We start from the raw sequence: 23,957 nt of genomic DNA, 5'->3' as shown, positions 1-23,957 counted from the left end.
CTTTGCACGCCAAGTCGACGCCCTGGGGCATGATCGAGCAGATCGTCGGCCAGGGCCCTTTCCCCGTCGAAGCCGATTACCGCCTTCCGCGCAGCGGCAGGTCGCCTAAGGGCCGGTCAGGCACCGGTCCAGACTGCCCGCTCCAGCACGACCCAGCCATTCGGCGGCGGCGGAGCGGGGCTGTCATCCTGCCAGAACTCCAGCCGGAGGTGGTCGGGCCGGTCGGGCATGTCGGCTGTCGCAAGAAGGGACCACTGCATGCGGAACCCGTCCAGCAGCAGGCCTTCGGCATAGAAGGCGATCTCTTCGGCTTCCAGCGCCTCGGACGGGTAGGCGTCCCAGCCCCCCGCGCCGCCCCAGAAGACCAGCCCCTCCAGGTCGGGCAGCTTGCGGGCATGGCGGGCGAGGGGCGCGAGGAAACCCTCGACCGGCGTTTCAGGCTTGGGCATGGCCGGGTCTCCTGTCGTCAGGCCGAACGGGCGATGCGCGGCCGGCCCGAGGCCGTGGCGGTGACCTTCGCCTCGATGAACATGGTGCGCCCTTCGATCTCGACCTCCTTCACGGCGCGGTCCACAGTGACGCGCAGGTCCACCGCGCCCGCCTGACGCGCCCGATCGGAGGCTTCTGTGACCACAGCCGCCTCGACTGCCGCGAGGGCCGCTTCGACCGAGGCAAAGCTTTCCAGGCCCGCGGCCAGATGCGCCACATAGCGCCCCTCGGCAGGCGATGAGACCAGACCCGTCGCGCGCTGGCTGACCTGGCCTGCCACGGCACCGATGGCATTGGCCACCCCGGCATGTTCCGGCAGGATCATGTCGCACCCCAGCCGCTCGCCCACCGCGCCGTAGTAGGACGGGGCCGAGGCGCCGAGGCCGATCACCGGCACCCCCAGCCGCAGGTCGGTCTGCACCACGCCCCGATGCCGGTCGAGACCCCGGCGCGCAAGGATGTGGCGGGCCAGCATCTCTGTCGATTCGCCGTCGAAGGCCGGATCCTCGCCGAAGGCGGCCTCCAGCAGGCAATCGACCGTCTGCCGGGTCAACTGGTCCACCACAGCCTGGGCCAAGCCCTCGGGCCCGGTTGCGAAACGTTCACCCGCACCGGTCCGCCGCCGGGCCATCAGCCGCAGCGCCTTTTCGGCGGCCTGCCGGTCCCAGCTGTCTAGCCGCCCCAGGACATGCGCGGCGTCCGACGGCGTAACCCCCGACAGCATCACCAGCCCGCGCGCCACCAGCCGTTCCAGCGCCGCGACCTCCAGCCGCGAGGTCAGCGCCTGCGCCATCGGCATCGGCTGAGTGATCCGGTCCAGCACGGCCAGGTCGCGGGCCCCCAACCCCCCGCGCTGGCCGGACATCGGCACGACGAAGCGGCCATCCATCTCGCCCACCGCGTCCGATGACAGCCAGCGGTCCAGTGCTGCATGGACCATCGGCCCGTGTTCGACGGCCAGCAGCGAGACCGGCATCAACCGCCGGGGGCCAAGGCGCAGGCCGCCCGTCAGCCCTTCGGTGACCAGATGCACCTCGCTGTCGCCGCCAAGGCCGGTGGTGCGCATCGCCACCGCCTCGACCATGGTGCGGAAGCCGCCGACGCGGGCGCCTTGCGGGTCGATCTCGGGCAGACCGTCACGCAGCAGGGCCACATCGGTCGTCGTGCCGCCGATGTCGCTGACCAGGGCATCCTGCGCCCCGGTCAGCCAGCGCGCGCCGACGATGCTGGCGGCGGGGCCGGAAAGAATGGTCTCGATCGGGCGTTCGCGCACCATGGCGGCGGAAATCAGCGCCCCGTCGCCCCGCACCACCATCAGCGGCGCGTCGATTCCCACCTGCACCAGGTGCCGTTCGCAGGCGGCAACCAGGCGGTCGATCATGCCGATCAGCCGGGCATTGAGGACGGCGGTCAGCGCGCGCTTCGGCCCGTTCAGATTGGCCGAAAGCTCATGCGAACAGGTCACGGGCCGGCCGGTGACCCGGCGGATCAGGTCGCGCGCCGCAATCTCGTGCGCGGGGTTGCGGGTGGCGAACTGGGCGGCGACGGCAAAGCCCGAGACCTCGTCGCCGATTTCGCGCACCATCAGTTCCAGCAGACCAAGGTCCAGCGGCGCGACCTCGGTTCCGGCATGGGTATGGCCGCCGGGCAGGCGCACCACGGGATCGCCCTTCAGCGCCTCGGTCAGGTCGCCCCGGCCCAGGTCGGAATCGTCAAAGCCGATGAAGACCAGTGCCACGCGTGCGCCCTGCCCTTCGACCAGCGCATTGGTGGCCAGCGTGGTGGACAGCGACACCAGCGCCACATCCCCCGCCGTCACCCCGGCTGCGGCAATCGCGGCATCCACGGCCTGGCCGATGCCCACGGCAAGATCATGGCGAGAGGTCAGCGCCTTGGCCTTGCCGAGGATGCGGTTCGTTCCGTCGTCCAGGATCACCGCGTCGGTATAGGTGCCCCCGGTATCGACACCCAGAAAGATGGCCATGATCGCCCCTTGCAGCCGCCGTTTCCCGCCAGCTAGGGCAGATGGGCCGCACTGTCAGCCCCGGAAACGACATCACTGCCGCTGACGGCGGCGATGGGCGGGTGGCAGGCCCAGCATGGTGCGATACTTGGCCACCGTGCGCCGCGCGATGGGGGCGCCGCCCTCGGCCAGGGCATGGGCCAGGGCCTCGTCCGACAGGGGCGCTGCCGGATCCTCGGCCGCGACCAGCCGCGCCAGCCGGTCGCGCAGGGCGCCCGACGCCGGGCCGCCTTCGCGCACCGACCGGGTGAACAGCGCCCGCAGCCACCATGTGCCGCGCGGCGTATCCACGGCCGTCCCCGCGACGACCCGGCTGACGGTGCTTTCATGAAGCCGCAGCGTTTCTGCCACCTCGGCCATGGTCATCGGCACCAGCGCGCCGATCCCCTGCTCCAGTGCCGCGACCTGCCGGGCCAGGATCTCCTGCCCTACGGCCAGAAGGGTTCTGTTGCGCCCCTCGACCATGCGCAGGATCGCCCTCGCCTCGGCCCGGCCCTTGCCGCGCCCCTCGGCGACCGAGACGGTCGGCAATGCCGATCGGTTCAGCGAGACGGTCCAGCCGTCCGGCCCCTTCTCGGCGATCAGGTCGGGTTCGCGCACCGGGGCGGCGCAGGGTTCGAAGCGTGCGCCGGGTTTCGGATCGTAGCCGCGTAGCGTGCCGATGCGGGCGCGGATCGTCGCCGCATCCACCCCCGCCTCGCGCGCGAGACGGTCGATGTCGCCCCGCGCCACCAGGTCCAGCCGGTCCAGAACTGCGGCCATGGGCGCGTCAAGCTCGCCCGCGTCCTCGGCCTGAAGGCGCAGGCATTCAGCCAGATTCCGGGCAAACAGGCCGGTCGGCTCGGCCTGCTGCTGCAACCGGCGCAGCACAGCCTCGGCCTCGGCCAGGCGCAGGCCCGCCTGTGTCGCAAGGGCGGCCAATGGACGGCCAAGCCAGCCGGACGGCTCCAGCGTCTCGATCAGGGCCTCGGCCAGGCGCGCCTCGGCCCCGCTGAGGCGCAGGGCTGCGATCAGCCCCAGGGCATGGCCGACCAGGCTTGGCGCCGCCGCGGCCGTCTCGGGCATCTCGCCCCTTGTGCCAAGCGCGGACTTCCAGCGCGGGGTCCAGTCCGAGGGCGGCGGGCGGGTGACGACCAGCGCCGGGTTTTCGGACGCCTGCTCCTCCAGATAGCGGGCAAGGCCGGCTGCATCGGCGCGCAGCACGCGGATCGAGGCGGCAAGCGTCGTCGTCAGCGCCATGCGCTGGGTCTGCTGCACCGAGATCCGGCTGCGCTGCTTCATCCCGCCTCCTTGCGCGATGGTTCACATTCGGCCGGCCAGGGCGCAACGGTCATTGCAGACAGGGCCTCTGACACCGATTGCCTGACAGGTGCCTGACGCCATCGCAGGGCCCTGCGCCTGGCTTCATCCCTGCAACAGGATCGCATCCTTGCCCGAAAGGCTGATCTCGATGCCGGTTCCAGGCACCGGGGGCGGCTGGTCGGCGCGGTTGAACGTGTCCAGCACGACCGTTTCCCCCGCCACGTTGGCACGCAGCCGGATGATCGAGCCCATGAAGTGCACATCCTCGATCCGGCCAGAGATGACCGTTTCGTAACCGGGTTCGCGGCCCAGCCGCAGCGCCTCGGGGCGCAGTGCGATAGATTGCGCGGACCCCGTGCCCGCATTCAGGGCGGCGGGCAGGGTCATGATCGATCCCCCCAGGCGGACCTTGCCTGCGGCGGGGTCTTCGACCGTGACCTCGAAGGTGTTCAGCGTGCCGACGAAGTTCGCCACGAATCGCGTGGTCGGGCGGTTGTAGATCTCGAAGGGCGTGCCGACCTGGTCGGCGATTCCGGCGTTCATCACCACGATGCGGTCGGAAATCGACATCGCCTCTTCCTGGTCGTGGGTGACGAAGATCGTGGTGATGCCCAGATCCTGCTGGATCTCGCGGATCTGGTTGCGCAACGAGACGCGCACCTTGGCATCCAGTGCGGAGAGGGGTTCGTCCAGCAGAAGGACGCGCGGTTTCGGCGCCAGGGCGCGGGCCAGGGCCACGCGCTGTTGCTGGCCGCCCGACAGCTGGAAGGGGAAGCGCCCGCCAAGCTCTGGCAGGCCGATCAGTGCCAGCATCTCGGCCACCCGCGCCTCGCGTTCGGCCTTGGCGACGCCCTTGACCTTCAGTCCGAAGGCCACGTTTTCGGCCACGGTCAGGTTCGGAAACAGGGCATAGGCCTGGAACATCATGCCGATGTTGCGGGCATTGGCGCGAAGGCCGGTCACTTCCTGTCCGTCAATGATGATTGACCCCGAGGTCGGTGCCTCGAACCCGGCGATCATGCGCAGGACCGTGGTCTTGCCGCAGCCCGAGGGGCCGAGCAGCGAGATGAACTCGCCCTTTTCGACCGACAGGTTGAAATCCTTCACCACGCGGTTCGTGCCGAAGCTTTTTTCCAGATGGGTCAGGGTCAGGAAGGACATCAGGCCTTGGCTCTTTCGTGTTTGGCAAGACGGGCGACCAGCTGCATCAGCCCCATGCAGCCCCAGGTCAGGGCAAAGGCGATCACGGCCAGCGCCGGGGGTTCATAGGCGCGGTTGGCCCCGATCAGCTGCATGTAGGGCCCGAAGGCCGGGCGGTTCAGCAGCGCAGCCATGGTGAATTCGCCCATGACGATGGCCAGCGTCAGGAAGGCGCCGGACAGGACCGCGATCATCACGTTCGGCAGGATGATCCGGCCAAGGATGGTGATCCAGCCAGCACCAAGCGATTGTGCGGCTTCGGTCAGCGTCGCAACGTCGATCGTGCGCAGGCCCGTATCGACCGAGCGATACATGTAGGGCAGCGCCAGCGTGGTATAGCCCATGGTCAGAAGGATATCGGTCCCCAGCGCCGAGCCGGTCAGCGGCAGGAAGCTGGAGGTGTTGTAAAGCCGGATATAGCCGAAGACGATCACGATGGCCGGGATGACCAGCGGCAGGAGGGTGACAAATTCGACAAAGGGCCGCGCCTGCGGCAGTTTCAGCCTCACCCAGTAGGCGGTGGGCACCACCAGGAACACGCCGACCAGGATCGTTGCCCCTGACAGGATCAGCGAATAGCTGAAGGTGTCCCAGAAGCGCGGGTCGCCGAAGACAACGCGGTAGGCGTCGAAGGAATATTCCCCGCGCCGCATCCGCAGGCTGAACTCGGTCATGCCGACCAGCGGCAGAAGGAAGTACAGGCACCCCAGAAGGAAGACGCCCCAGGCGATGATGCGGGTCATTTCAGCCACCTTTCGGACCGGACGCGCAGCCAGATGTACAGCGTGTTGGCGATCACGGTGATGACGATCATGCCGAAGGCCAGCGCAAAGCCGAGGTTCGGGTTGCCCAGCACGTCGCCCCTGATCTGCGCGAACAGCTTGATCGGCACGATGTTCAGTTGCGGGCCTGTCAGCGCAAAGGCGGTGGCGACCGCACCGAAGGCGTTGGCGAACAGAAGGGCAAAGGTGCCCAGAAGCGATGGGAACAGGATCGGCAGCGCAACCATGCGCCAGTATTGCGCCCGCGTCGCGCCCAGAACCTCGGCGGCCTCGCGCCATTCGCGCTTGAGCCCGTCCAGCGCCGGGGTGATGATCAGGATCATCAGCGGGATCTGGAAGAAGAGGTAGGTGACCACCAGCCCCCAGAAGGACAGAAGGTTGAACCCCATGGCGCGCAGGTTGATGCCGAACTCGGTGCGCAGCCAGACGGTGATCAGCCCGGCGGGGCCCAGCGTGGCGATGAAGGCAAAGGCCAGCGGCACGCCGGCGAAGTTCGAGGCGACGCCCGAGAAGGTGAGAAGCGGCGAACGCAAGCCGCGGGGAAGCCCGCCGAAGACCACCGCCGCCGACATCGCAAAGCCCACCGCACAGCCCAGCGCCGCGGTGATCAGGCTGAGCCTGATCGAGGTCCAGTAGGCGTTGCGGATCGACGGCGTGTTCAGGTCGATCAGGTTCTGTAGCGTGAAGGTGCCGGACGCATCCTGGAAGGCCCCGGTCACGATGCGCAGGGTGGGCAGGATCAGGAAGAGAACGGCAAAAACCGCAAAGGGCAGAATGCCCAGCCATTCTAGCGGCAGCCTGCGTGCGGCGCGCCGGATCGGTCCCTCAGCCATTGGTCCCCCTGCTGCGTGGCAGCTCTGCCGGCCGCCTGAGTGGCCCGCCCCGGAGTCGTGCCGGGGCGGGCCGGGTCATGTCAGATCACTCGACGTTCGCGCCAACCACGGCATCCCAGCCGCCGGTCACCACCGCCTTGTTGGCATCCACCTCCTCCAGCGTCGGGAAGTAGGCGTCCTTGTAGGCGTCCGCCGGGGGCATCGCGTCCAGGACTTCCTGCGGAACCTTGCCGGCCGCGACCAGTTCGTTGAAGCGCGCGGTCTGGCAGCCGCCCTTGATGTAACCAAGCTGGCCTTCGTCCGAGAAGATGTGTTCCATCCACAGCTTCGCGGCATTGGGCTGCGGGGCATAGGCGCTGATCGCCTGGACATAGACGCCGGCCAGCGCGGCCGACTTCGGGATCACCACCTCAACCGGGGGGTTGCCGGCCAGTGTGTTGCCCCAGGAAAGGCCGTTGTAGTCCCAGGCGATGACGATCGGCGTGGTGCCTTGGGCCAGGGTGCCGGCCTTGCCGATGACGGGAACGAAGTTGCCCGCGTCATTCAGCTGCTTGAAGAATTCCAGACCGGCCTTGCCGGCCTCTTCACCCGGCGCGGCACCGGTGGACATGCCGGCCGCCAGAACCGCCAGGATCGCCTGGTTCGAGGCACGCGGGTCACCGGCCAGCGCCACCATCCCGGCATATTCCGGCTTCAGAAGGTCGGCCCAGTCCTGCGGCACGTTCTCGACCAGATCCTTGTTCACGGCAAAGCCCATCACGCCGTAATAGGCGCCATACCAGTAGCCGTCGGCATCCTTGATGCCGTCGGGGATCGAATCCCACACAGCCACCTTGTAGGGCTGGATCAGCCCTTCGGCCTTGGCCGAAGGACCAAAGGCCAGGCCGACGTCGATCACGTCGGGGGCCTGCGGGCCCTTGTTGTCCTTGTTGGCCTTGATCGCCTCGATCTCGTCGGCCGACCCCGCGTCGGGGTTCAGTTCGTTCACCTTGATGTCGGGATACTTGGCCTTGAAATCGGCGATGATGCCGCCGTAGCCGCACCAGTCATGCGGCAGGGCGATGGTGGTCAGCATGCCCTCCTTCTTGGCGGCCTCTTCGATTTCGGCCAGCGATTGCGCCGTCGCGGCGCCGGCCGATACCATCACGGCAAGGCTGGTCGTCAGGCACAGAAACTTCTTGGTGGTCATTCGGATTTCTCCCAGGTTGGATGACATGCGGCCCGACGCTCGGCGGGCCATGGCGGCTCCTTCACTGGCGGCGGTTTGTAACAGACAGGTAAACGTCTTGTGAAAGTTCTGACAAGGGCAATCGGTGCGAACCCCACTGTTCAAGCCCTGCATGAAGCTCGCGTTCAGACCGGGACGAAGCCGTTGCGAACCGGGTCGTACTGTTCCAGCCCGCCCTCGCCCGTGTCGGTCCACAGGCCGTGCAGCGTCAGCCGGTCGTCCTCGACCGCCGCGCGCACGAAGGGGAAGGTCAGCAGGTTTTCCAGACTGGTCAGCACGGCCTGCTTTTCCAGCGCGCGCAGGATCTCGTCATCGGGCAGGCCGGCGACCTTCTGGAAGCCGGGGCGCAGGATATCCATCCAGCGGCCGACGAAGCTGGATTTCTCCTCCAGTTCGGGCGCGTGGCCCCGGCACATGTCATGGCAGCCCTTGACCCCGCCGCAGTTGGAATGGCCCAGCACCACGATATGGGCGACGCCAAGGCCGGTGACGGCATATTCCACCGCCGCCGAGGTGCCGTGATATTCCCCATCCGGGTTGTAGGGCGGCACCAGGTTGGCGATGTTGCGATGGATGAAGAACTCTCCCTCGTCCGCGCCGAAGATCGAGGTGACATGCACCCGGCTGTCGCAACAGGAAATCACCATGGCCCGGGGGTGCTGCCCGTCTGATGCCAGCCGGCGATACCAGGCCCGGTTTTCCTGATAGGTGGTGGCACGCCAGCCATGGAAGCGCTGCACCAGATAGGCGGGCAGGGGGCGGAAATGGGTCATGGGCGTCGTCCTTCTTCGCCTCTCCCTATTCGGCATTTGTGGAAAATTCGAGAGGCAAAAAGCGCCTTCGCGTCATCGGGAGAAACCAATTGTTCAACCTGGCCCCGCAAGCTGACCTTCGGGTGGTGTGCTGGACGAACGGGCATGAACACGGGTGTGATTGCGACGCTCTCGCCGCGCGAGGTCGTGCGTCAGGATATCGCGGCGATCGCGGCGATCTACCGCAACCTTGGCGCACCGACGGCGGAACAGATGGTGGCCCGGGCGCTGGGGGGGCTGGCGCTGACCATGGCAGGCATCGCCGAGAAGATCCGCGCGCAGGATCTGCATGACGTGGCGCGACAATTGCGGCGGTTGAAGCGGCAGGCCGATGATCTTGGCCTGGTCAGCCTTGGCCTGGTCGCCGGGGATGCCTGCATCTGTCTGGAACGCGGCGACGGAACCGCTTTTGCAGCCGTCTGGGCAAGGCTGCTGCGGATCGCCGACAGATCGCTTCCTGCCGGGCCCGGCATCGCCGGCCAGTCGGGCTAGGAAGCTTGATGTCGCACGCCCCTGTCAGACGAGCGTTGCCACACTCGGGCATCCGGTCATCCGGTCCGGATGGGCCAGGGTCGGCAATCCCGAAACGCCGGGCTTCGGGAAGGTTCTGCCCGAACCCCGAAAAAACCTGCGGTCTGGGCGCGGTCACGCTTGATTTTCCGGGCCTGCTTCATCCACTTGGGGCGATGTCCCCTTGATCTGGCTTGCAGATGCCCAGTGCCATGACCTTTTCCCTTGCCGATCCCGCGGAGCCCTGCCGGACCTTGCATGTGCTGCGCCCCGAAGAACTGCCCACATTCCTGGACGGTGCCGGACGCCGCTGGGCGCCCTGGCTGACCTCGACCGCGTTCGAGGCGGGACTGGGCGATCTTCGGCTTCTGCCGGGCGAGGACGGGTCCGTCTGCGCCGCCGTGGCAGGGTTTGGCACCGCACAGGCGCGCCGACGCCAGAGGTTCGGCCTGGCGAAGGCGGTATCTGGCCTGCCCTCCGGCAGCTGGCGGATCGAAGGCCGGCTCTCGCCGGACGAAACGACCGAGGCCGCGCTGGCCTGGCTGCTTTCGTCCTACCGGTTCGACCGCTACCGCCCCGGTCGCAAGCCTGCGCCGCAGGCCCTGCTGGTCTGCCCGGAGGGCGTTGATCCCCCCCGCCTGATCGCCATGGCCGAGGGCGAGGCGCTGACCCGCGATCTGATCAACACCCCGGCGCAGGACATGGGCCCGGCCGAGCTCGAGGCCGTCGCCCGCGCGCTGGCCGCCCGTTTCGGCGCCGCTGTCGCCACCACGGTGGGCGAGGACCTGCTGGCCGCGAATTTCCCTATGATCCATGCCGTGGGCCGCGCCAGCCCGCGCGAACCCAGGCTGATCGACCTGCGCTGGGGCGAAGCCGGGCCTGCGCTGACGCTGGTGGGCAAGGGTGTCTGCTTCGACACGGGCGGGCTGAATCTGAAACCGTCCAACGGCATGAACCTGATGAAGAAGGACATGGGCGGCGCGGCCACGGTTCTGGGGCTGGCCCAGATGATCATGGCGCTGGGCCTGCCGCTGCGTCTGCGCGTCCTGATTCCTGCCGTCGAGAATGTGGTGGCAGGTAATGCCCTGAAACCAAAGGACATCCTGACCAGCCGCAAGGGCCTGACGGTCGAAGTGAACGACACCGACGCCGAAGGACGCCTGGTGCTGGCCGATGCGCTGGCCCTCGCCTGCGAGGAGGCGCCGGATGTGCTGGTCAGCATGGCCACGCTGACCGGCGCGGCACGGGTGGCGGTGGGGCCGGACATTGCCCCCTATTACACCGATGACGCATCGCTGGCCGCGGCACTGGAACAGGGCGCCGCACGGGGGTTCGACCCGGTCTGGCGGATGCCGTTCCACGACCCCTATGACGCGGTGATCGAACCCGCTATCGCCGATCTGGACAATGCGCCCGGCTTCGGCTTTGCAGGCTCGATCACGGCGGCCCTGTTCCTGCGCCGCTTCGTCGATGGCCCGCGCTACCTGCATTTCGACATCTACGGCCACACGCCGACCGATCAGCCCGCCCGTCCGAAGGGCGGTGTCGGGCAGGGCGCGCGGGCGATCCTGGGTGCCTTGCCGCAGATCCTGGGTCTGGACGCCACCTGATGGACCGCCGCGTTACGCCCTACTCGGGCCGCGTGGCCCATGTCAGCCTCAAGGGCAGGATCAGCGCCCCCCTGACCGAGGGCAGGTCGGGCCGGATCGTCGTGCCGCTGGCCGACCTGCGCGACAAGCCCGGCGGTGCGCGTGACCGGCAACTGCTGATGGGCGCTGCCGTCACCGTGATCGACCACGAGGAGGGGCATCTGTTCGTGCAGTCACGGCGCGACGGTTATTGCGGCTGGGTCGAAAGCGCGGCAGTCGGCGAAGGGCCGGAACCGACGCATTGGGTGGCTGCCCCGGCCACGCACCTTCATACTGAACCCTTGGTGCAGGCGCCCGAAACGGCCAGCCTGTCTCTGGGCTCGCAGCTGGCCGTTACCGCCTTTTCGGGTGCCTGGGCGCAGACACCACAAGGCTTTGTGCCGCTCTGCCATCTGCGCCCGATCGGGCAATGGGCGCCCGATGCGGTTTCGGTAGCCGAAAGCCTTTTGGGGACGCCCTACCTGTGGGGCGGAAATTCGCGCTTCGGGATCGACTGTTCCGGCCTGGTGCAGGTGGCGCTGCATGCGACCGGGTGCGACTGCCCCGGCGACAGCGACATGCAAATGGAAATGGGCCGGCCACTCGCCCCGCAAGAAGGACTGCGTCGTGGCGATCTCCTATTCTGGAAGGGCCATGTGGCGTTGGTGGTCAACCCGGACGTGCTGATCCATGCCAATGGCGCCACGATGTCGGTGGTCTGCGAAGGGATCGTCGAGGCGATTCGGCGGATTGCAGAAGCGGGCGGCGGACCGGTTCTGGCCCGCAAGCGGCCGGGGTGACGGCCCCGGGCAGCCGGTCGCCATGACCCTGCCCCCCGGACCGATCAGCCGACCGGACCGATCAGGCGCTTTTCCAGCACCTTCAGCACCTGCTCCAGCTCATGGCCGCGGCGCAACACGCGGCCGTCCTGGGCGACCACGGCATACTGCCCCTGACGGGCGCGCAGGCGCGGGCGCTTCTCGATCCGGTAAAGCGGGGTTTCGGCTGTGCGGCGGAAAATGCTGAACACGGCCAGGTCGCGCAGCGCGGCGATGGCATAGTCGCGCCATTCGCCTGCGGCCACCATGCGGCCATAGACCCGCAGGATCAGGCCCAGCTCCTTCCGGTCGAAACTGACCTGATCGGGGGCCCGGTCGGCCTGCGGAAACGGGATCGGCGCTTCGGCGTTCATCGGAAAAGCTTACGCGGTTCGGCCTCCGAATCAATCGGTGATATCAATCCGGGAAGCCGGGCGCCGCCTGAATCCGGCCGGTCTCGATTCCGCGCCAGTTGGTCTGCCTGCCGCCCAGCCGTTTCAGCGCCGCCGGATGGGCAGGGTCCAAGACCCCCGCGCGGACCAGCAGCGCCGTGATCGCCGCTTCGGCCCCGCGGGTGCCGCCATCGGCGATCTTCAGTGCGATGCCGCGTTTCTGTTCGGGCAGGATCGCCACGAACACCGCCTCGGCCCCGGTCTTGATGGCCACCTTGTGGTCCATGGCGCGCATCAGTTCCGTGCAGGCACGCCCTTCGCCCGCGACAAGTTCCGGATAGGTTGCCATGGCCCTTGCCAGCCGGTGCATGGCGCGGTCGCGCACCCCGCCCGACCCGCTGGCCGCGGCGAAGGCCTGCATCGCACGGGCCAGCCCGGCGACCGACATCGCGAAATTGGGGGCCGAACAGCCATCGACCCCCCAGCCGGCGACCGCCTCTGCCGTGACCTCTTCGGTGGTCTGCCGGATCGCTTGCTGCAGCGGATGGTCGATCTCGACATATTCCGGCCCGGCGCCAAGATGGCGGGTGACGGTCAGAAAACCGCAATGCTTGCCGGAACAGTTGTTGTGCAACTGGCAGGGGCTTTCATCGGCCTTGATCAGGCGGTTCCGTTCGGTCCGGTCATAGGGTTCATGCACGCCACAGCGCAAGGCAGGCTCGGCCAGGCCCAGCGTCGCAAGCCAGTCGCCCGCCATCTTCACATGCCGCGCCTCGCCCTGATGGCTGGCGCAGGCCAGCGCCAGATGCGCATCGGTCAGCCCGACGGCATCGGCGGCACCGGACTCGACCAGCGGCAGTGCCTGGATCATCTTGCAGGACGACCGCGGAAAGATCACCGTCGCCGGGTCGCCCCAGACATCCTCGATGCCCCCTGGCCCCCAGATCACCGCATGGCCAGCATGTGTGCTTTCCAGCAGGCCCCCGCGCCAGAGTTCAACCATCGGATGCGCGCCGGACATATCCGTTCCCCGTAACATGTGCGCGAATAGCCGCCCATGGGGCTTTCGCGGCGTGGCGGTTTTGATTATGGCTGCAATATCGGGTAGAAGAGCCGCGCGCCAGTCGAAAGGCCGCACCAGACGGTGGCGCGCAGGGGCACGAAGACAGCTTGGAGGCTGCTACACACATGACTTCCCTTCTCGGCCGGGCGCTTGCAGTCGCCGCGTTCTCTTTTGCGGCGCATGCCGCGATTGCGCAGGAATCGACCAACCGTGTCGCCACGATGACCGACTGGAACGTCTTCACCGAGGACAGCCCGACGAAGGAATGCTGGGGTGTCTCCAAGCCCAAGGAATCGGTCAACACGCGCGATGGTCAGCCGGTCAGCGTGCGGCGGGGTGACATTCTGCTGTTCGTGACCTTCCGTCCGGGCCGCCCGGGCGAGATCAGCTTTACCGGGGGCTACCCCTTTGCCAAAGGCTCGACGGTCGAGGTTGCGATCGACGGCGAGTCCTACAAGATGTTCACTGATGGTGAATGGGCCTGGCCCGGCAGCGCCGAAGATGACGCAAGGTTGCTTGCCGCGATGAAGGCGGGCACGACGGCCGTGCTGACCGCACGCTCGGGCCGCGGCACCCAGACCAAGGACACCTTCAGCCTGCGCGGATTCACCGCCGCGATGACCGACGCCGAACAGCGCTGCAAGTAAGCCGCTATGCACGTCGGAAGGCGCCCCTTCGCGGGGCGCTTTTCTTTTTGTCGAACCTCGCCTATATGCGCCGGACCGCCCAGATCGCCTGTGACAAGGCCCGACCCAAGGATCTGCCACGATGACCGCCCCCATCACGCAAGATGTGCTCACCATTCCGCGCAAGCTGCCCCAGACCGGCAAGACGAACATCGTTGGCCTGACGCGCGAGGCGCTGCGCGCCGCGCTGATCGCCGCCGGCACGCCGGAAAAGCAGGCGAAGATGCGGGTCGGTCAGGTCTGGCAGTGGGTCTATCACTGGGGCGTGCGCGAATTTGCGCTGATGACCAACCTCGCCAAGGATTACCGCGCGCTTCTGGCCGAGCATTTCACCATCGAGATTCCCGAGGTGGTGACGCGGAAGATCTCGGCCGACGGCACGCGCAAGTATCTGGTGCGCATTGCCGGCGGGCATGAGGTCGAGGTGGTCTATATCCCGGAAACCGACCGGGGGACGCTGTGCATCTCGTCCCAGGTCGGCTGCACACTGACCTGTTCCTTCTGTCATACCGGCACGCAGAAACTGGTGCGCAACCTGACCGCGGCGGAAATCGTCGGCCAGGTGATGATGGCGCGCGACGATCTGGACGAATGGCCGGTGCCGGGCGCGCCGAAGGAAGAGGTGCGGCTCATCTCGAACATCGTGCTGATGGGGATGGGCGAGCCGCTCTACAATTTCGAGAATGTCCGCGACGCGATGCAGATCGTTATGGACGGCGAAGGGATCGCGCTTGGCCGCCGGCGGATCACGCTGTCCACATCCGGCGTGGTCCCGGAGATCGCCCGCACCGCGACCGAGATCGGCTGCCAGCTGGCGGTCAGCCTGCACGCCACCACTGACGAGGTCCGCGACGTGCTGGTGCCGATCAACAGGCGCTGGAACATCGTGACGCTGCTTGAGGCCTTGAGGGCCTATCCGGGCCTGTCGAACAGCGAACGGATCACCTTCGAATATGTCATGCTGGACGGGGTGAACGATTCGAAGGAAGACGCCCACCGGCTGGTGAAGCTTCTGGAAGGGATCCCGGCCAAGGTGAACCTGATCCCGTTCAACGAATGGCCAGGCGCGCCCTACAGGCGGTCGTCGAACAACCGTATCCACGCCTTCGCCGACATCATCTACAAGGCGGGTTACGCCAGCCCGATCCGCACCCCCCGCGGCGAGGACATCATGGCCGCCTGCGGCCAGCTGAAATCGGCTACGGAACGTGCGCGCAAGTCGAAGGCGCAGATCGAGGCCGAGGCGGGCCTCTGACCGCTCAGTTCTGCGGGGCCGGATCGGGCACCGGCGCCTCGGGCACGACGACCGCCTCGGCCTTGGCCTTGCGCGCCCAGCGCCGGTCCAGCAGGTGGAACAGAAGCGGGTTCGCCAGGATCGACAGCATCGCACCAGCCACCACCAGGTCGCGCGCCTCGGGCGGCACGATGTCCAGCGTCACGCCCATCGTGATCAGGATGAAGGAAAACTCGCCGATCTGGGCCAGGCTTGCCGCGATGGTCAAGCCCTTGTCGTGGTCGTGCCCGAAGGCCCGGACGATGTAATAGGCCGCCAGCGCCTTGATGCCGATGATGATCGCCACTGTTGCCAGCAGGGCCAGCGGCTTGGCCAGAACGATCTCGGGGTTGAACAGCATCCCGACCGAGACGAAGAACAGCACCGCAAAGGCGTCGCGCAGCGGCAGCGTTTCGCGCATTGCCTGTGAAGACAGCGTCGAGGACGACATCACCATCCCGGCGAAGAAGGCGCCCAGCGCGAAGGACACGCCGAAGAAATGCGTCGCGCCATAGGCCACGCCCAGCGCGATGGCCAGGACCGCCAGGCGGAACAGCTCGCGCGATTTCGTGTGCGACACGAAATGCAGCGCCCATGGAATGGCCCGCCGACCGATCACCAGCATCAGCGCCACGAAGGCCGCTGCCTTCACCATTGTGATCAGCACCGTCGCGGCGATGGGGCCGATCCCGATGTTGCTGGTGACTTCGGCCACGATCTCGGCTTCTTCGCCCACGGGGACGGGCGTACCCCCGAGCAGCCCTGCAAGGGGCGGGATCAGCACCAGCGCCAGGACCATCACCAGATCCTCGACGATCAGCCAGCCCACGGCGACTCGGCCCTTCTCGGTCTGCACCAGCTCGCGGTCCTGAAGTGCCCGCAGCAGGACCACGGTCGAGGCGACCGAAAGCGCAAGGCCGAAGATCAGCCCGGCACCAAGGCTCCAGCCAAGGAACCAGCCGACAAGGGTGCCGAACCCCGTGGCCACCGCGATCTGCCCGACGGCCCCCGGCACCGCGATCGCCTTCACCGCCATCAGGTCACGCGGCGAAAAGTGAAGCCCCACCCCGAACATCAGCAGGATCACCCCAAGTTCAGCCAGCTCTGTCGCCAGATCCATGTCGGCGACATAGCCCGGCGTGAACGGCCCGATCAGGACGCCGGCCAGAAGATAGCCGGCGATCAGCGGCAGTTTCAGCCGCTGTGCCAGCAGGCCGAACAGGAAGGCAAGGCCGAAGCCGGCGACAAGGGTGGTGATCAGGGGCGTTTCGTGCGGCAAGTCCTTGTGGTCCTTTCCGGCCCGTCCCCTTGGGGGAAGCGGCCATGCGGTGTCACGGGTATTGTCAGGAGACGACCAGATACTAGGCATTCGCCCCGGCATGTCCAACCGGACAGCGGCAAGTTCCAGCGCAAATCCGCCGTTTGCTGAAATCTGCTGCAATGTTACGCCTTCGGGATGCCTGTGCCGATCCCCAACACCCGCGCCCGCCGTCTGTTCCTGGAACGCCATGCCCTGGCCGAGCCGCCGACCGGCCCGGCCAGCGGCCAGGCTCTGCACGACCTGATTGCGCGAATCGGCTTCGTCCAGGTGGACAGCATCAATACGGTTGCCCGGGCGCATGACATGATCCTGTGGTCGCGGCGACAGTCCTATCGCCCCCCGGCGCTGAAGCGTCTGCTGGAACAGGACCGCAGCCTGTGGGAACACTGGACGCATGACGCTTCGATCCTGCCGGTCGGGCTGCACGGGATCTGGCAACACCGCTTTGCAAGGGACGAGCAACGCCTGCACCGCAACTGGCGGCGCTGGTTCCGCGAAGGCTATGAGGCGCAATTGGACTGCATGCTCGACCGCATCGCCAGGGACGGGCCGGTGGGTACCGCCGATGTCGGTGAGGGCGAGCCGCGCAGTCGGGGCGGCTGGTGGGACTGGCACCCTTCCAAGACCGCGCTGGAATGGCTGTGGCGGACAGGGAAGATCGCCGTCACCCGGCGGGATGGTTTCGCCAAGATCTATGATCTAGCCGAAAGGGTGATCCCCGAGAGGCATCGGACCCCGGTCCCGGCCAAAATCGTGACCGACTGGGCGTGCCGATCCGCGCTGCGCCAACTGGGTTTCGGCACGTCGGGCGAGATCGCGGCCTATTGGAATGCGATCGAGCCAGAGCAGGCCAGGGGCTGGTGCCGGGCTGCGCTTGCCCGGGGCGAGATCCTCGAGGCCATGGTCGAGGGCGCCAGCGGCCAGCGCCGAACTGTTCTGGCCTTCCCCGAAATTCTTGACGCAGAGCCACCCGAACCCGGCCGCCGTATTCGTATCCTGTCGCCCTTCGACCCCTGCCTGCGCGACCGCGACCGGGCAGAATTCCTGTTTGGCTTCCGCTATCGGATCGAGGTTTTCATCCCGGAACCGAAGCGGATCTATGGCTATTACGTCTTTCCCGTGCTCGAGGGCGACCGGCTGATCGGGCGGATCGACGCAAAGGCATTCCGTGATGCTGGCGCCCTGAGGGCAAGGGCCTTCTGGCCCGAGGCCGGGGTCAGGCTGACAGGGGGCCGGCGCGAAAGGCTGGCAGCGGAACTCGACCGGCTTGCCCGCTTTGCTGGCTGTTCGCGGGTAGAATTCCTTGACGGCTGGGAACGGGAGCCCCGGGCTCCCCTGCCCGCCTGATGGCCGGATCTGCCCCGGCGTCAGGCCGTGACGGTCAGATGCGGCGACCCGGCCTGCACTTCGCCGATCAGGGCCGCGTCGTGGCCAGCCCTGCGCAGGTCGGCAAGGATCGCCTCGGCCCGGGCAGACGACATGGCAACCAGCAGCCCGCCCGCCGTCTGCGCATCGGTCAGCAGCAGGGTGCGCGGATCGTCGGGCGCGGTCATCCGCCAGCTGACCGCCGCCAGGTTGGCCGGTTGCAGCGACGAGCCGTAGCCTGCCTGCGCCAGATCCAGCGCGCCTGACATCAACGGGACAGCCGAAAGCCGGATGGTGGCACAGGTACCGGAGGTTTCCAGCATCTCCAGCAGGTGGCCAGCCAGTCCGAAGCCGGTGACATCGGTCATCGCATGGGCCTCGGGGGCAAGGATCGCGGCGGCGCTGCCCTGGGCGCGAGACATCTGGTCGATGCAGGCGGCCCAGATCTCGCCCAGCATCCGGCCGCGCAGGCGGGCCAGCGCCATTTCGGCGGCCAGGATCGTGCCAGAGCCCAGCGGCTTGGTCAGGATCAGCGCGTCCCCGGGTCGCGCGCCACCCTTGCCGATGACGCGCCGCGCGGTGCCGGTGACGGTGAAACCGACGGTCAGTTCCGCCCCTTCGGTGGAATGGCCCCCCACCACATCCGCCCCTGCGGCACGGAAGGTGGCAGCGGCTTCGGACATGATCTCGTCCAGCATCCGCTGCTGAAGCGATGGGCCCAGCGGTGGCAACACCACCTGCGCAAGCGCGACCTGAGGGGTTGCACCCATCGCCCAGACATCGCCCAGCGCATGCAGGGCCGTCAGCCGCGCCATCAGCCGGGGGTCAGCGGTGAAGGCACGCAGATGGTCGGTGGTCATCACCTGCACATCCCCGCCCGGCAGGGCCAGCACTGCCGCATCGTCGCCTGGGCCCGACAGCACCTCGGGCCGGGTGGGCGCGGGAAGGCCCGAAAGTGCCGCGCCCAGGATCTCTGACCCCAGCTTGGCACCGCAGCCGCCGCAAAGCGGGCGCTGCGCCAGATGCCGTGCCAGACCTTCCACCGCAGGGGCGGGTGCGGCGGGGCGCGGCATGGCGGGCAGGTCGGCGACCTTTTCGATGAACTGCCTGTCGATCCTGTCCTTCAGCCGCCAGATCCGGCCACCGGCCAGCGAAAGCCCCCACTTGTCGGCCACCGCTTCCTGCGCGCCAAGGGCAACGAGCTTCAGGTAATCCGACTGGGGCCGGAACCGGCGCAGGGTCTTTCGGGCAAGTGCCGCCCGCAGGTTCGCATGCAGGACGGGCGCGGCGCGGACCGCGAATACCCCTGCCTTTGGCCGGGCAGCCCCGCGGATCGTGGCACAATCCCCGGCGGCGAACACTGAGGGATCGCTGGTCCGCAGCCTGTCGTCGGTCACCAGAAACCCCCGCTCGGTCTCCAGCCCGGTTTCGGCAAGCCAGTCGTGGGGACGCGCGCCCGCGACAGTCAGCGTGAAGTCAGAGCCGATCTCTTCGCCGCCCGCCAGGGTCACCTTTTCCGGCCCGATGGCGGCAACCACGGCGCCTGTGCGCAGGGCAATTCCGTCGGCGGCAAGCCGCGCCAGCACCTTGCGCCGCGCCGATGATCCAAGCCCCGGCAACAGGGCGGTGGCGCGGTCGATCAGCGTGATCTGCGGGCTGGAGCCCAAGGTCCGCAACCGATGCGCCGAGGCCAGCGCCAGTTCCACCCCGCCAAGCCCCGCCCCCAGGATCACCACACGGGGAAAGGTCAGGCCGCGGGCAAGGAAGGCTTCCCAGGCTGCAGCATAGGCAGCCAGGGGTTTTGCGGACACCGCATGATCGGCTCCCGGCAGGTCGGGCAGGTCCGAGGTGATGCCGACATCGACCGAGGCAAGGTCGTAGGCCAGCGGTGCCCGCCCCGCCAGCCGGACCTGTCGCGTGCGGGGGTCAAGGCCGATGGCCCGATCAAGGATCAGCCGCGCGCCGGCAAACCGGCAAAGCCGGACCAGGTCAAGCATCAGATCCTCGCGCCGGTAATGGCCGGCAATCATGCCCGGAAGCATGCCGGAATAGGGCGCGACCGGGTCCGGGTTGATGACGGTCAGCCGGGCACCTGCCAAGGGGTCCATGCCCCACATGCGCAGCACCAGCGCGTGGGTGTGGCCGCCGCCGATCAGAACAAGATCCTTGATCTGGGGATAGCTGGGGGTCATTGGCAGTGGCCTCGGTTGGCGCGGGCGGATCACTTCTGGCTTGTGGGCCGTGTGCGGCCTGATCGCAAGGTCTGCGGGCAAGGATGTGCCGACTGCGTGAGAATGCGGCGGATGCCTGCGGCACCCCACCCGGCTACGGAATGCCCGAACCGGTCAGGCTGCGGCGAACTGATCGCGGGAATAGCCTTGCAGATAGAGCAGCGCGGTCAGGTCGCCGTGGTTCACGCGCACCTCGCATTCAGCCTGGACCCTGGGTTTGGCATGCAGCGCGACCCCGATACCCGCCGCCTTCAGCATCGGCAGGTCGTTTGCCCCGTCACCGACGGCCAGAACCTGCTGCGGCGAAATGTCCAGCCGGGCAGAAATCTCATGCAGGGCATGAAGCTTGGCCTCCTTTCCCAGGATCGGCTCGGCGACAGTTCCTGCAAGTCTGCCGTCCTCGATGTTCAGCCGGTTCGCGCGGTTCTCGTCAAAACCCAGACGCTCGGCCACCGCTTGGGTGAAGGCCGTGAACCCGCCCGAGACCAGTGCGGCATAGGCCCCGTTCGCCTTCATCGTGGCCAGAAGCACCCTGCCCCCCGGCATAAGTGTGATCCGGTCGCGCAGAACCCGGGCAATCACCGCTTCCGGCAGGCCTTTCAACAGGCTTACCCTTTCGCGCAGGGCCCCTTCGAAATCGAGTTCGCCATTCATCGCCCGCGCGGTGATGTCGGCAACATGCGCGCCCACCCCGGCCTCGTCGGCCAGCTCGTCGATGCATTCCTGGGCGATCATCGTCGAATCCATGTCGGCGATCAGAAGGCGCTTCCTGCGCCCCTCGGCAGGCTGCACCACCATGTCCACCCGCAGCGCCTGAAGATCCTGCCAGACCTGCCAGCGATTTTCCGGCACTTCCGGCAAATCGAACTCTGCCGCCACGCCGGGGTCAAGCCAGCGTGCTTCTCCACCGCCCCAGGCGTTGCGAAGTGATTCCACCGTCACCCGCTCCAGCACCGGGGTTTCGGGGTTGGTCAGCAGGGTGACAACATGCATGGACTGGTTTCCGATAGTGAACAACGGCGTCGCTTTTTCACGACGATGCGGCGCATTAGCGCGATTTTGTCCCTTGCGCCAGTGTGCCGGGGCCGTTACCCACAGCGGCGGGACACCCTTCCCCAACGAAGGGCATTTAGCTGGAAGGCTACCATGACTGACCTGACCCCGCCGGCCAAGCGCCCGGCAAATCCGCGCTTTTCCTCCGGCCCCTGCGCCAAGATCCCCGGTTATTCCCTCGACATGCTGGCCGATGCCCCCTTGGGCCGCAGCCACCGCGCCGCCGTCGGCAAGGCCAAGCTGAAAGAGGCGATCGACCTGACGCGCGAAATCCTCGGCGTCCCCGCCGACTACCGCATCGGCATCGTGCCGGCCTCGGACACCGGCGCGGTCGAGATGGCGATGTGGTCGCTTCTGGGCGCTCGCCCGGTCGAGATGCTCGCCTGGGAGTCGTTCGGCGAAGGCTGGGTCACCGATGTGGTCAAGCAGCTGAAACTCGACGCGACGGTCCGCAAGGCGCCCTACGGGCAGATCGTGGACTTCACGCAGGTCGATTTCGACAAGGACGTGGTCTTCACCTGGAACGGCACGACCAGCGGAGTCCGCCTGCCGAACGGCGACGCGATCCCCGCCGACCGCGCGGGCCTTACCATCTGCGACGCGACCAGTGCGGCCTTTGCCATGGACCTGCCCTGGTCGAAGCTCGACGTGACCACCTTCTCCTGGCAGAAGGTCCTGGGCGGCGAGGGCGCGCATGGCGTCCTGATCCTGAGCCCCCGCGCCGTCGAGCGGCTGGAGAGCTACACCCCCTCCTGGCCGCTGCCCAAGATCTTCCGCCTGACCGCCAAGGGCAAGCTGATCGAAGGCATCTTCCAGGGCGAGACGATCAACACGCCGTCCATGCTGGCGAACGAGGATTACCTGGTCGCGTTGAAATGGGCGAAGTCGATCGGCGGCCTGCCGGCGCTGATCGCCAGGGCCAATGCCAATGCGCAGGTCGTCTGGGACTTCTGCGCCGCAAACCCCTGGATCGCCAACCTGGCCGAGGATCCGGCGACGGCCTCGACCACCTCGGTCTGCCTCAAGTTTACCGATCCCCGCATCACCGACGGCGAGGCCTTTGCCAAGGCTGTCGCCAAGCGGATCGAGAAGGCCGGCGCGGGCTTCGACCTCGGTGCCTACCGCGACGCGCCGCCTGGCCTGCGGATCTGGTGCGGCTCCACGGTCGAGACGGCGGATGTCCAGGCGCTGATGCCCTGGATCGCCTACGCCTTCGAGGCCGAGATCGCGGCGCTCGCGCAGGCCGCTTGAGTCCCCGCCCCGGACCTGATCCGGGGCCTCCCTTCATCACGCGAGGTCCCGGGTCAGGCCCGGGACGCGATGTCCCCGAACACACAGGTTCCGAACATGCCCAAAGTCCTCGTTTCCGACGAACTTTCCGAAACCGCCGTCCAGATCTTCCGTGACCGGGGGGTCGAGGTGGACTACATGCCGAAGCTCGGCAAGGACAAGGAAAAGCTGGCCGAGATCATCGGCCAGTATGACGGCCTCGCCATCCGCTCGGCCACCAAGGTCACCGAGAAGCTTCTGGAGCGCGCCACCAACCTGAAGGTCGTCGGCCGCGCCGGGATCGGCGTCGATAACGTGGACATCCCCGCCGCCTCGAAGAAGGGCGTGATCGTGATGAACACGCCCTTCGGCAACTCGATCACCACGGCGGAACACGCCATCGCCATGATGTTCGCCATTGCCCGGCAGATCCCCGAGGCCAATGCCTCGACCCATGCGGGAAAATGGGAAAAGTCCCGCTTCATGGGGGTGGAACTGTTCAACAAGACCCTCGGCGTGATCGGCGCAGGCAACATCGGCGGCATCGTCTGCGACCGCGCGGTGGGCCTGCACATGAAGGTCGTGGCCTACGACCCCTTCCTGTCGGAGGAACGTGCCAGGACGCTGGGCGTGACCAAGGTCGAGCTGGACGAGCTTCTCGCCCGGGCCGACTTCATCACGCTGCATGTGCCGCTCACCGACAAGACCCGCAATATCCTCAGCCGCGAGAACCTTGCGAAGACGAAGCGGGGCGTCCGCATCATCAACTGTGCGCGCGGCGGCCTGATCGACGAGGCCGCGCTGAAGGAGATGCTTGACAGTGGCCACGTCGCAGGGGCCGCGCTGGACGTGTTCGAGGTCGAACCCGCGACCGATAACGTGCTTTTCGGCCATCCCAACGTGGTCTGCACCCCGCACCTCGGCGCCTCGACCACCGAGGCGCAGGAAAACGTGGCGCTCCAGGTGGCCGAGCAGATGGCGGACTACCTTCTGACCGGCGCGGTGCAGAACGCGCTGAACATGCCGAACGTCACGGCGGAAGAGGCGGCGATCATGGGCCCCTGGATCAAGCTGGCCGGTCATCTGGGCAGCTTCATCGGCCAGATGACCGAGGAACCGATCCGCGCCATCAACATCCTCTACGACGGCCGCGTCGCCGAGATGAACCTCGCCGCGCTGAACCAGGCGGTGATCGCGGGGGTGCTCAAGGCGCAGAACCCGGACGTCAACCTTGTCTCCGCCCCCGTCGTGGCGAAAGAGAAGGGCATCCAGATCTCGACCACCCGGCAGGAAAAGACCGGCGTGTTCGATGCCTACATCAAGGTGACGATGGTGACGGACAAGCGCGAACGCTCGGTCGCGGGGACCTGCTTCAGTGACGGCAAGCCGCGCTTCATCCAGATCAAGGGCATCAACATCGATGCCGAGATCGGCCGCCACATGCTCTACACCACCAACGAGGACGTGCCGGGCATCATCGGCCTTCTGGGGATGACGATGGGCAAGAACAACGTCAACATCGCCAACTTCACCCTCGGCCGGTCGGGCGTGGGGCAGGATGCCATCGCCATCCTCTACCTCGACCAGCCGATCGACCCGAAGGTGATCGAGACGCTGGAAGGCACCGGCATGTTCCAGCAGGTCAAGGCGCTGCAGTTCGAGGTCGCCTGACCGGGCCA

Annotated in this window: 21 protein-coding genes; 8 read left to right on the top strand and 13 right to left on the bottom strand. The window is 67.3% G+C overall.

Features of this window, described 5'->3' with window-relative positions; genetic code table 11:
- Positions 1 to 116: 116 nt before the first annotated feature.
- From EYB42_RS01985 to EYB42_RS01950, 8 genes are all read right to left on the bottom strand, one after another.
- The gene (locus EYB42_RS01985) at positions 117 to 449 is read right to left on the bottom strand and encodes a hypothetical protein (RefSeq protein ID WP_135447643.1); all 333 of its coding nucleotides are present in this window, start codon (positions 447 to 449) and stop codon (positions 117 to 119) included.
- Positions 450 to 466: 17 nt separating this feature from the next.
- A complete protein-coding gene (locus tag EYB42_RS01980) occupies positions 467 to 2,473 on the bottom strand; it encodes a hydantoinase/oxoprolinase N-terminal domain-containing protein (protein ID WP_135447641.1) in 2,007 nt (668 codons plus the stop codon).
- Positions 2,474 to 2,545: 72 nt separating this feature from the next.
- The gene (locus tag EYB42_RS01975) at positions 2,546 to 3,793 is read right to left on the bottom strand and encodes an RNA polymerase factor sigma-54 (protein WP_135447639.1); all 1,248 of its coding nucleotides are present in this window, start codon (positions 3,791 to 3,793) and stop codon (positions 2,546 to 2,548) included.
- Between the two features lie 123 nt (positions 3,794 to 3,916).
- A complete protein-coding gene (locus EYB42_RS01970) occupies positions 3,917 to 4,975 on the bottom strand; it encodes an ABC transporter ATP-binding protein (protein WP_135447637.1) in 1,059 nt (352 codons plus the stop codon).
- Positions 4,975 to 5,757, bottom strand: a complete 783-nt coding sequence (locus EYB42_RS01965; RefSeq protein WP_135447635.1) for an ABC transporter permease — start codon at positions 5,755 to 5,757, stop codon at positions 4,975 to 4,977. The genes EYB42_RS01970 and EYB42_RS01965 overlap by 1 nt, the downstream gene beginning before the upstream one ends.
- A complete protein-coding gene (locus EYB42_RS01960; RefSeq protein WP_135447633.1) occupies positions 5,754 to 6,629 on the bottom strand; it encodes an ABC transporter permease in 876 nt (291 codons plus the stop codon). The genes EYB42_RS01965 and EYB42_RS01960 overlap by 4 nt, the downstream gene beginning before the upstream one ends.
- Positions 6,630 to 6,714: 85 nt before the next feature.
- Positions 6,715 to 7,818, bottom strand: a complete 1,104-nt coding sequence (locus tag EYB42_RS01955) for an ABC transporter substrate-binding protein (protein ID WP_135447631.1) — start codon at positions 7,816 to 7,818, stop codon at positions 6,715 to 6,717.
- 164 nt (positions 7,819 to 7,982) lie between these two features.
- Positions 7,983 to 8,630, bottom strand: coding sequence for a carbonic anhydrase (locus tag EYB42_RS01950; RefSeq protein ID WP_135447629.1), 648 nt, complete (start codon positions 8,628 to 8,630; stop codon positions 7,983 to 7,985).
- A gap of 144 nt (positions 8,631 to 8,774) precedes the next feature.
- On the opposite strand from EYB42_RS01950, the gene EYB42_RS01945 reads away from it, so the two are divergent.
- The 3 genes from EYB42_RS01945 to EYB42_RS01935 all read left to right on the top strand — a co-directional run bounded on the left by EYB42_RS01945 (position 8,775) and on the right by EYB42_RS01935 (position 11,607).
- Positions 8,775 to 9,161 (top strand): hypothetical protein, encoded by a 387-nt coding sequence (locus EYB42_RS01945; protein WP_135447627.1) that lies wholly within the window; start codon positions 8,775 to 8,777, stop codon positions 9,159 to 9,161.
- Between the two features lie 230 nt (positions 9,162 to 9,391).
- Positions 9,392 to 10,789, top strand: a complete 1,398-nt coding sequence (locus tag EYB42_RS01940; RefSeq protein WP_135447625.1) for a leucyl aminopeptidase family protein — start codon at positions 9,392 to 9,394, stop codon at positions 10,787 to 10,789.
- Positions 10,789 to 11,607, top strand: a complete 819-nt coding sequence (locus tag EYB42_RS01935) for a C40 family peptidase (protein WP_135447623.1) — start codon at positions 10,789 to 10,791, stop codon at positions 11,605 to 11,607. The genes EYB42_RS01940 and EYB42_RS01935 overlap by 1 nt, the downstream gene beginning before the upstream one ends.
- A 44-nt stretch (positions 11,608 to 11,651) precedes the next feature.
- Here EYB42_RS01935 and EYB42_RS01930 read toward each other — a convergent pair whose 3' ends face one another.
- Entirely contained in the window at positions 11,652 to 11,999 is a 348-nt protein-coding gene (locus tag EYB42_RS01930; protein WP_135447619.1) for a DUF2794 domain-containing protein, read from the bottom strand.
- A 43-nt stretch (positions 12,000 to 12,042) separates the two neighbouring features.
- A complete protein-coding gene (locus EYB42_RS01925; RefSeq protein WP_135447617.1) occupies positions 12,043 to 13,038 on the bottom strand; it encodes an asparaginase in 996 nt (331 codons plus the stop codon).
- Positions 13,039 to 13,205: 167 nt separating this feature from the next.
- Here EYB42_RS01925 and EYB42_RS01920 point away from each other — a divergent pair, with 167 nt between their 5' ends.
- Complete coding sequence (locus EYB42_RS01920; protein ID WP_135447614.1) at positions 13,206 to 13,727, top strand: invasion associated locus B family protein; 522 nt, start codon at positions 13,206 to 13,208, stop codon at positions 13,725 to 13,727.
- 121 nt (positions 13,728 to 13,848) lie between these two features.
- Positions 13,849 to 15,021 (top strand): 23S rRNA (adenine(2503)-C(2))-methyltransferase RlmN, encoded by a 1,173-nt coding sequence (rlmN, locus tag EYB42_RS01915; RefSeq protein WP_135447612.1) that lies wholly within the window; start codon positions 13,849 to 13,851, stop codon positions 15,019 to 15,021.
- A 4-nt stretch (positions 15,022 to 15,025) separates the two neighbouring features.
- On the opposite strand, the gene EYB42_RS01910 is transcribed toward rlmN, so the two are convergent.
- Positions 15,026 to 16,318: a cation:proton antiporter domain-containing protein gene (locus tag EYB42_RS01910; RefSeq protein ID WP_135447610.1), complete on the bottom strand. Its 1,293-nt coding sequence runs from the start codon at positions 16,316 to 16,318 to the stop codon at positions 15,026 to 15,028.
- 183 nt (positions 16,319 to 16,501) lie between these two features.
- On the opposite strand from EYB42_RS01910, the gene EYB42_RS01905 reads away from it, so the two are divergent.
- The gene (locus EYB42_RS01905) at positions 16,502 to 17,707 is read left to right on the top strand and encodes a winged helix-turn-helix domain-containing protein (RefSeq protein WP_205909949.1); all 1,206 of its coding nucleotides are present in this window, start codon (positions 16,502 to 16,504) and stop codon (positions 17,705 to 17,707) included.
- 20 nt (positions 17,708 to 17,727) lie between these two features.
- On the opposite strand, the gene selD is transcribed toward EYB42_RS01905, so the two are convergent.
- Together selD and serB are read right to left on the bottom strand one after the other, a co-directional pair.
- Complete coding sequence (gene selD, locus EYB42_RS01900) at positions 17,728 to 19,917, bottom strand: selenide, water dikinase SelD (RefSeq protein ID WP_135447605.1); 2,190 nt, start codon at positions 19,915 to 19,917, stop codon at positions 17,728 to 17,730.
- A 153-nt stretch (positions 19,918 to 20,070) separates the two neighbouring features.
- Positions 20,071 to 20,949 (bottom strand): phosphoserine phosphatase SerB, encoded by an 879-nt coding sequence (gene serB / locus EYB42_RS01895; protein WP_135447603.1) that lies wholly within the window; start codon positions 20,947 to 20,949, stop codon positions 20,071 to 20,073.
- Between the two features lie 153 nt (positions 20,950 to 21,102).
- On the opposite strand from serB, the gene EYB42_RS01890 reads away from it, so the two are divergent.
- Both EYB42_RS01890 and serA read left to right on the top strand, forming a co-directional pair.
- Positions 21,103 to 22,260, top strand: a complete 1,158-nt coding sequence (locus EYB42_RS01890; protein WP_135447601.1) for a phosphoserine transaminase — start codon at positions 21,103 to 21,105, stop codon at positions 22,258 to 22,260.
- Positions 22,261 to 22,356: 96 nt separating this feature from the next.
- Positions 22,357 to 23,949 (top strand): phosphoglycerate dehydrogenase, encoded by a 1,593-nt coding sequence (serA, locus tag EYB42_RS01885; RefSeq protein WP_135447598.1) that lies wholly within the window; start codon positions 22,357 to 22,359, stop codon positions 23,947 to 23,949.
- Positions 23,950 to 23,957: the final 8 nt, after the last annotated feature.

Source organism: Tabrizicola caldifontis (assembly GCF_004762095.1).
GTDB classification, from domain to species: Bacteria; Pseudomonadota; Alphaproteobacteria; order Rhodobacterales; family Rhodobacteraceae; genus Tabrizicola; species Tabrizicola caldifontis.
Note: the sequence above shows the minus strand (reverse complement) of the source record. Positions and strands in the feature narration are given on the sequence as shown.

Coding starts and splice junctions, on each gene's coding strand:
- EYB42_RS01985 (WP_135447643.1), bottom strand. CDS start 449: ATGCCCAAGCCTGAAACGCCGGTCGAGGGTTTCCTCGCGCCCCTCGCC.
- EYB42_RS01980 (WP_135447641.1), bottom strand. CDS start 2,473: ATGGCCATCTTTCTGGGTGTCGATACCGGGGGCACCTATACCGACGCG.
- EYB42_RS01975 (WP_135447639.1), bottom strand. CDS start 3,793: ATGAAGCAGCGCAGCCGGATCTCGGTGCAGCAGACCCAGCGCATGGCG.
- EYB42_RS01970 (WP_135447637.1), bottom strand. CDS start 4,975: ATGTCCTTCCTGACCCTGACCCATCTGGAAAAAAGCTTCGGCACGAAC.
- EYB42_RS01965 (WP_135447635.1), bottom strand. CDS start 5,757: ATGACCCGCATCATCGCCTGGGGCGTCTTCCTTCTGGGGTGCCTGTAC.
- EYB42_RS01960 (WP_135447633.1), bottom strand. CDS start 6,629: ATGGCTGAGGGACCGATCCGGCGCGCCGCACGCAGGCTGCCGCTAGAA.
- EYB42_RS01955 (WP_135447631.1), bottom strand. CDS start 7,818: ATGACCACCAAGAAGTTTCTGTGCCTGACGACCAGCCTTGCCGTGATG.
- EYB42_RS01950 (WP_135447629.1), bottom strand. CDS start 8,630: ATGACCCATTTCCGCCCCCTGCCCGCCTATCTGGTGCAGCGCTTCCAT.
- EYB42_RS01945 (WP_135447627.1), top strand. CDS start 8,775: ATGAACACGGGTGTGATTGCGACGCTCTCGCCGCGCGAGGTCGTGCGT.
- EYB42_RS01940 (WP_135447625.1), top strand. CDS start 9,392: ATGACCTTTTCCCTTGCCGATCCCGCGGAGCCCTGCCGGACCTTGCAT.
- EYB42_RS01935 (WP_135447623.1), top strand. CDS start 10,789: ATGGACCGCCGCGTTACGCCCTACTCGGGCCGCGTGGCCCATGTCAGC.
- EYB42_RS01930 (WP_135447619.1), bottom strand. CDS start 11,999: ATGAACGCCGAAGCGCCGATCCCGTTTCCGCAGGCCGACCGGGCCCCC.
- EYB42_RS01925 (WP_135447617.1), bottom strand. CDS start 13,038: ATGTCCGGCGCGCATCCGATGGTTGAACTCTGGCGCGGGGGCCTGCTG.
- EYB42_RS01920 (WP_135447614.1), top strand. CDS start 13,206: ATGACTTCCCTTCTCGGCCGGGCGCTTGCAGTCGCCGCGTTCTCTTTT.
- rlmN (WP_135447612.1), top strand. CDS start 13,849: ATGACCGCCCCCATCACGCAAGATGTGCTCACCATTCCGCGCAAGCTG.
- selD (WP_135447605.1), bottom strand. CDS start 19,917: ATGACCCCCAGCTATCCCCAGATCAAGGATCTTGTTCTGATCGGCGGC.
- serB (WP_135447603.1), bottom strand. CDS start 20,949: ATGCATGTTGTCACCCTGCTGACCAACCCCGAAACCCCGGTGCTGGAG.
- EYB42_RS01890 (WP_135447601.1), top strand. CDS start 21,103: ATGACTGACCTGACCCCGCCGGCCAAGCGCCCGGCAAATCCGCGCTTT.
- serA (WP_135447598.1), top strand. CDS start 22,357: ATGCCCAAAGTCCTCGTTTCCGACGAACTTTCCGAAACCGCCGTCCAG.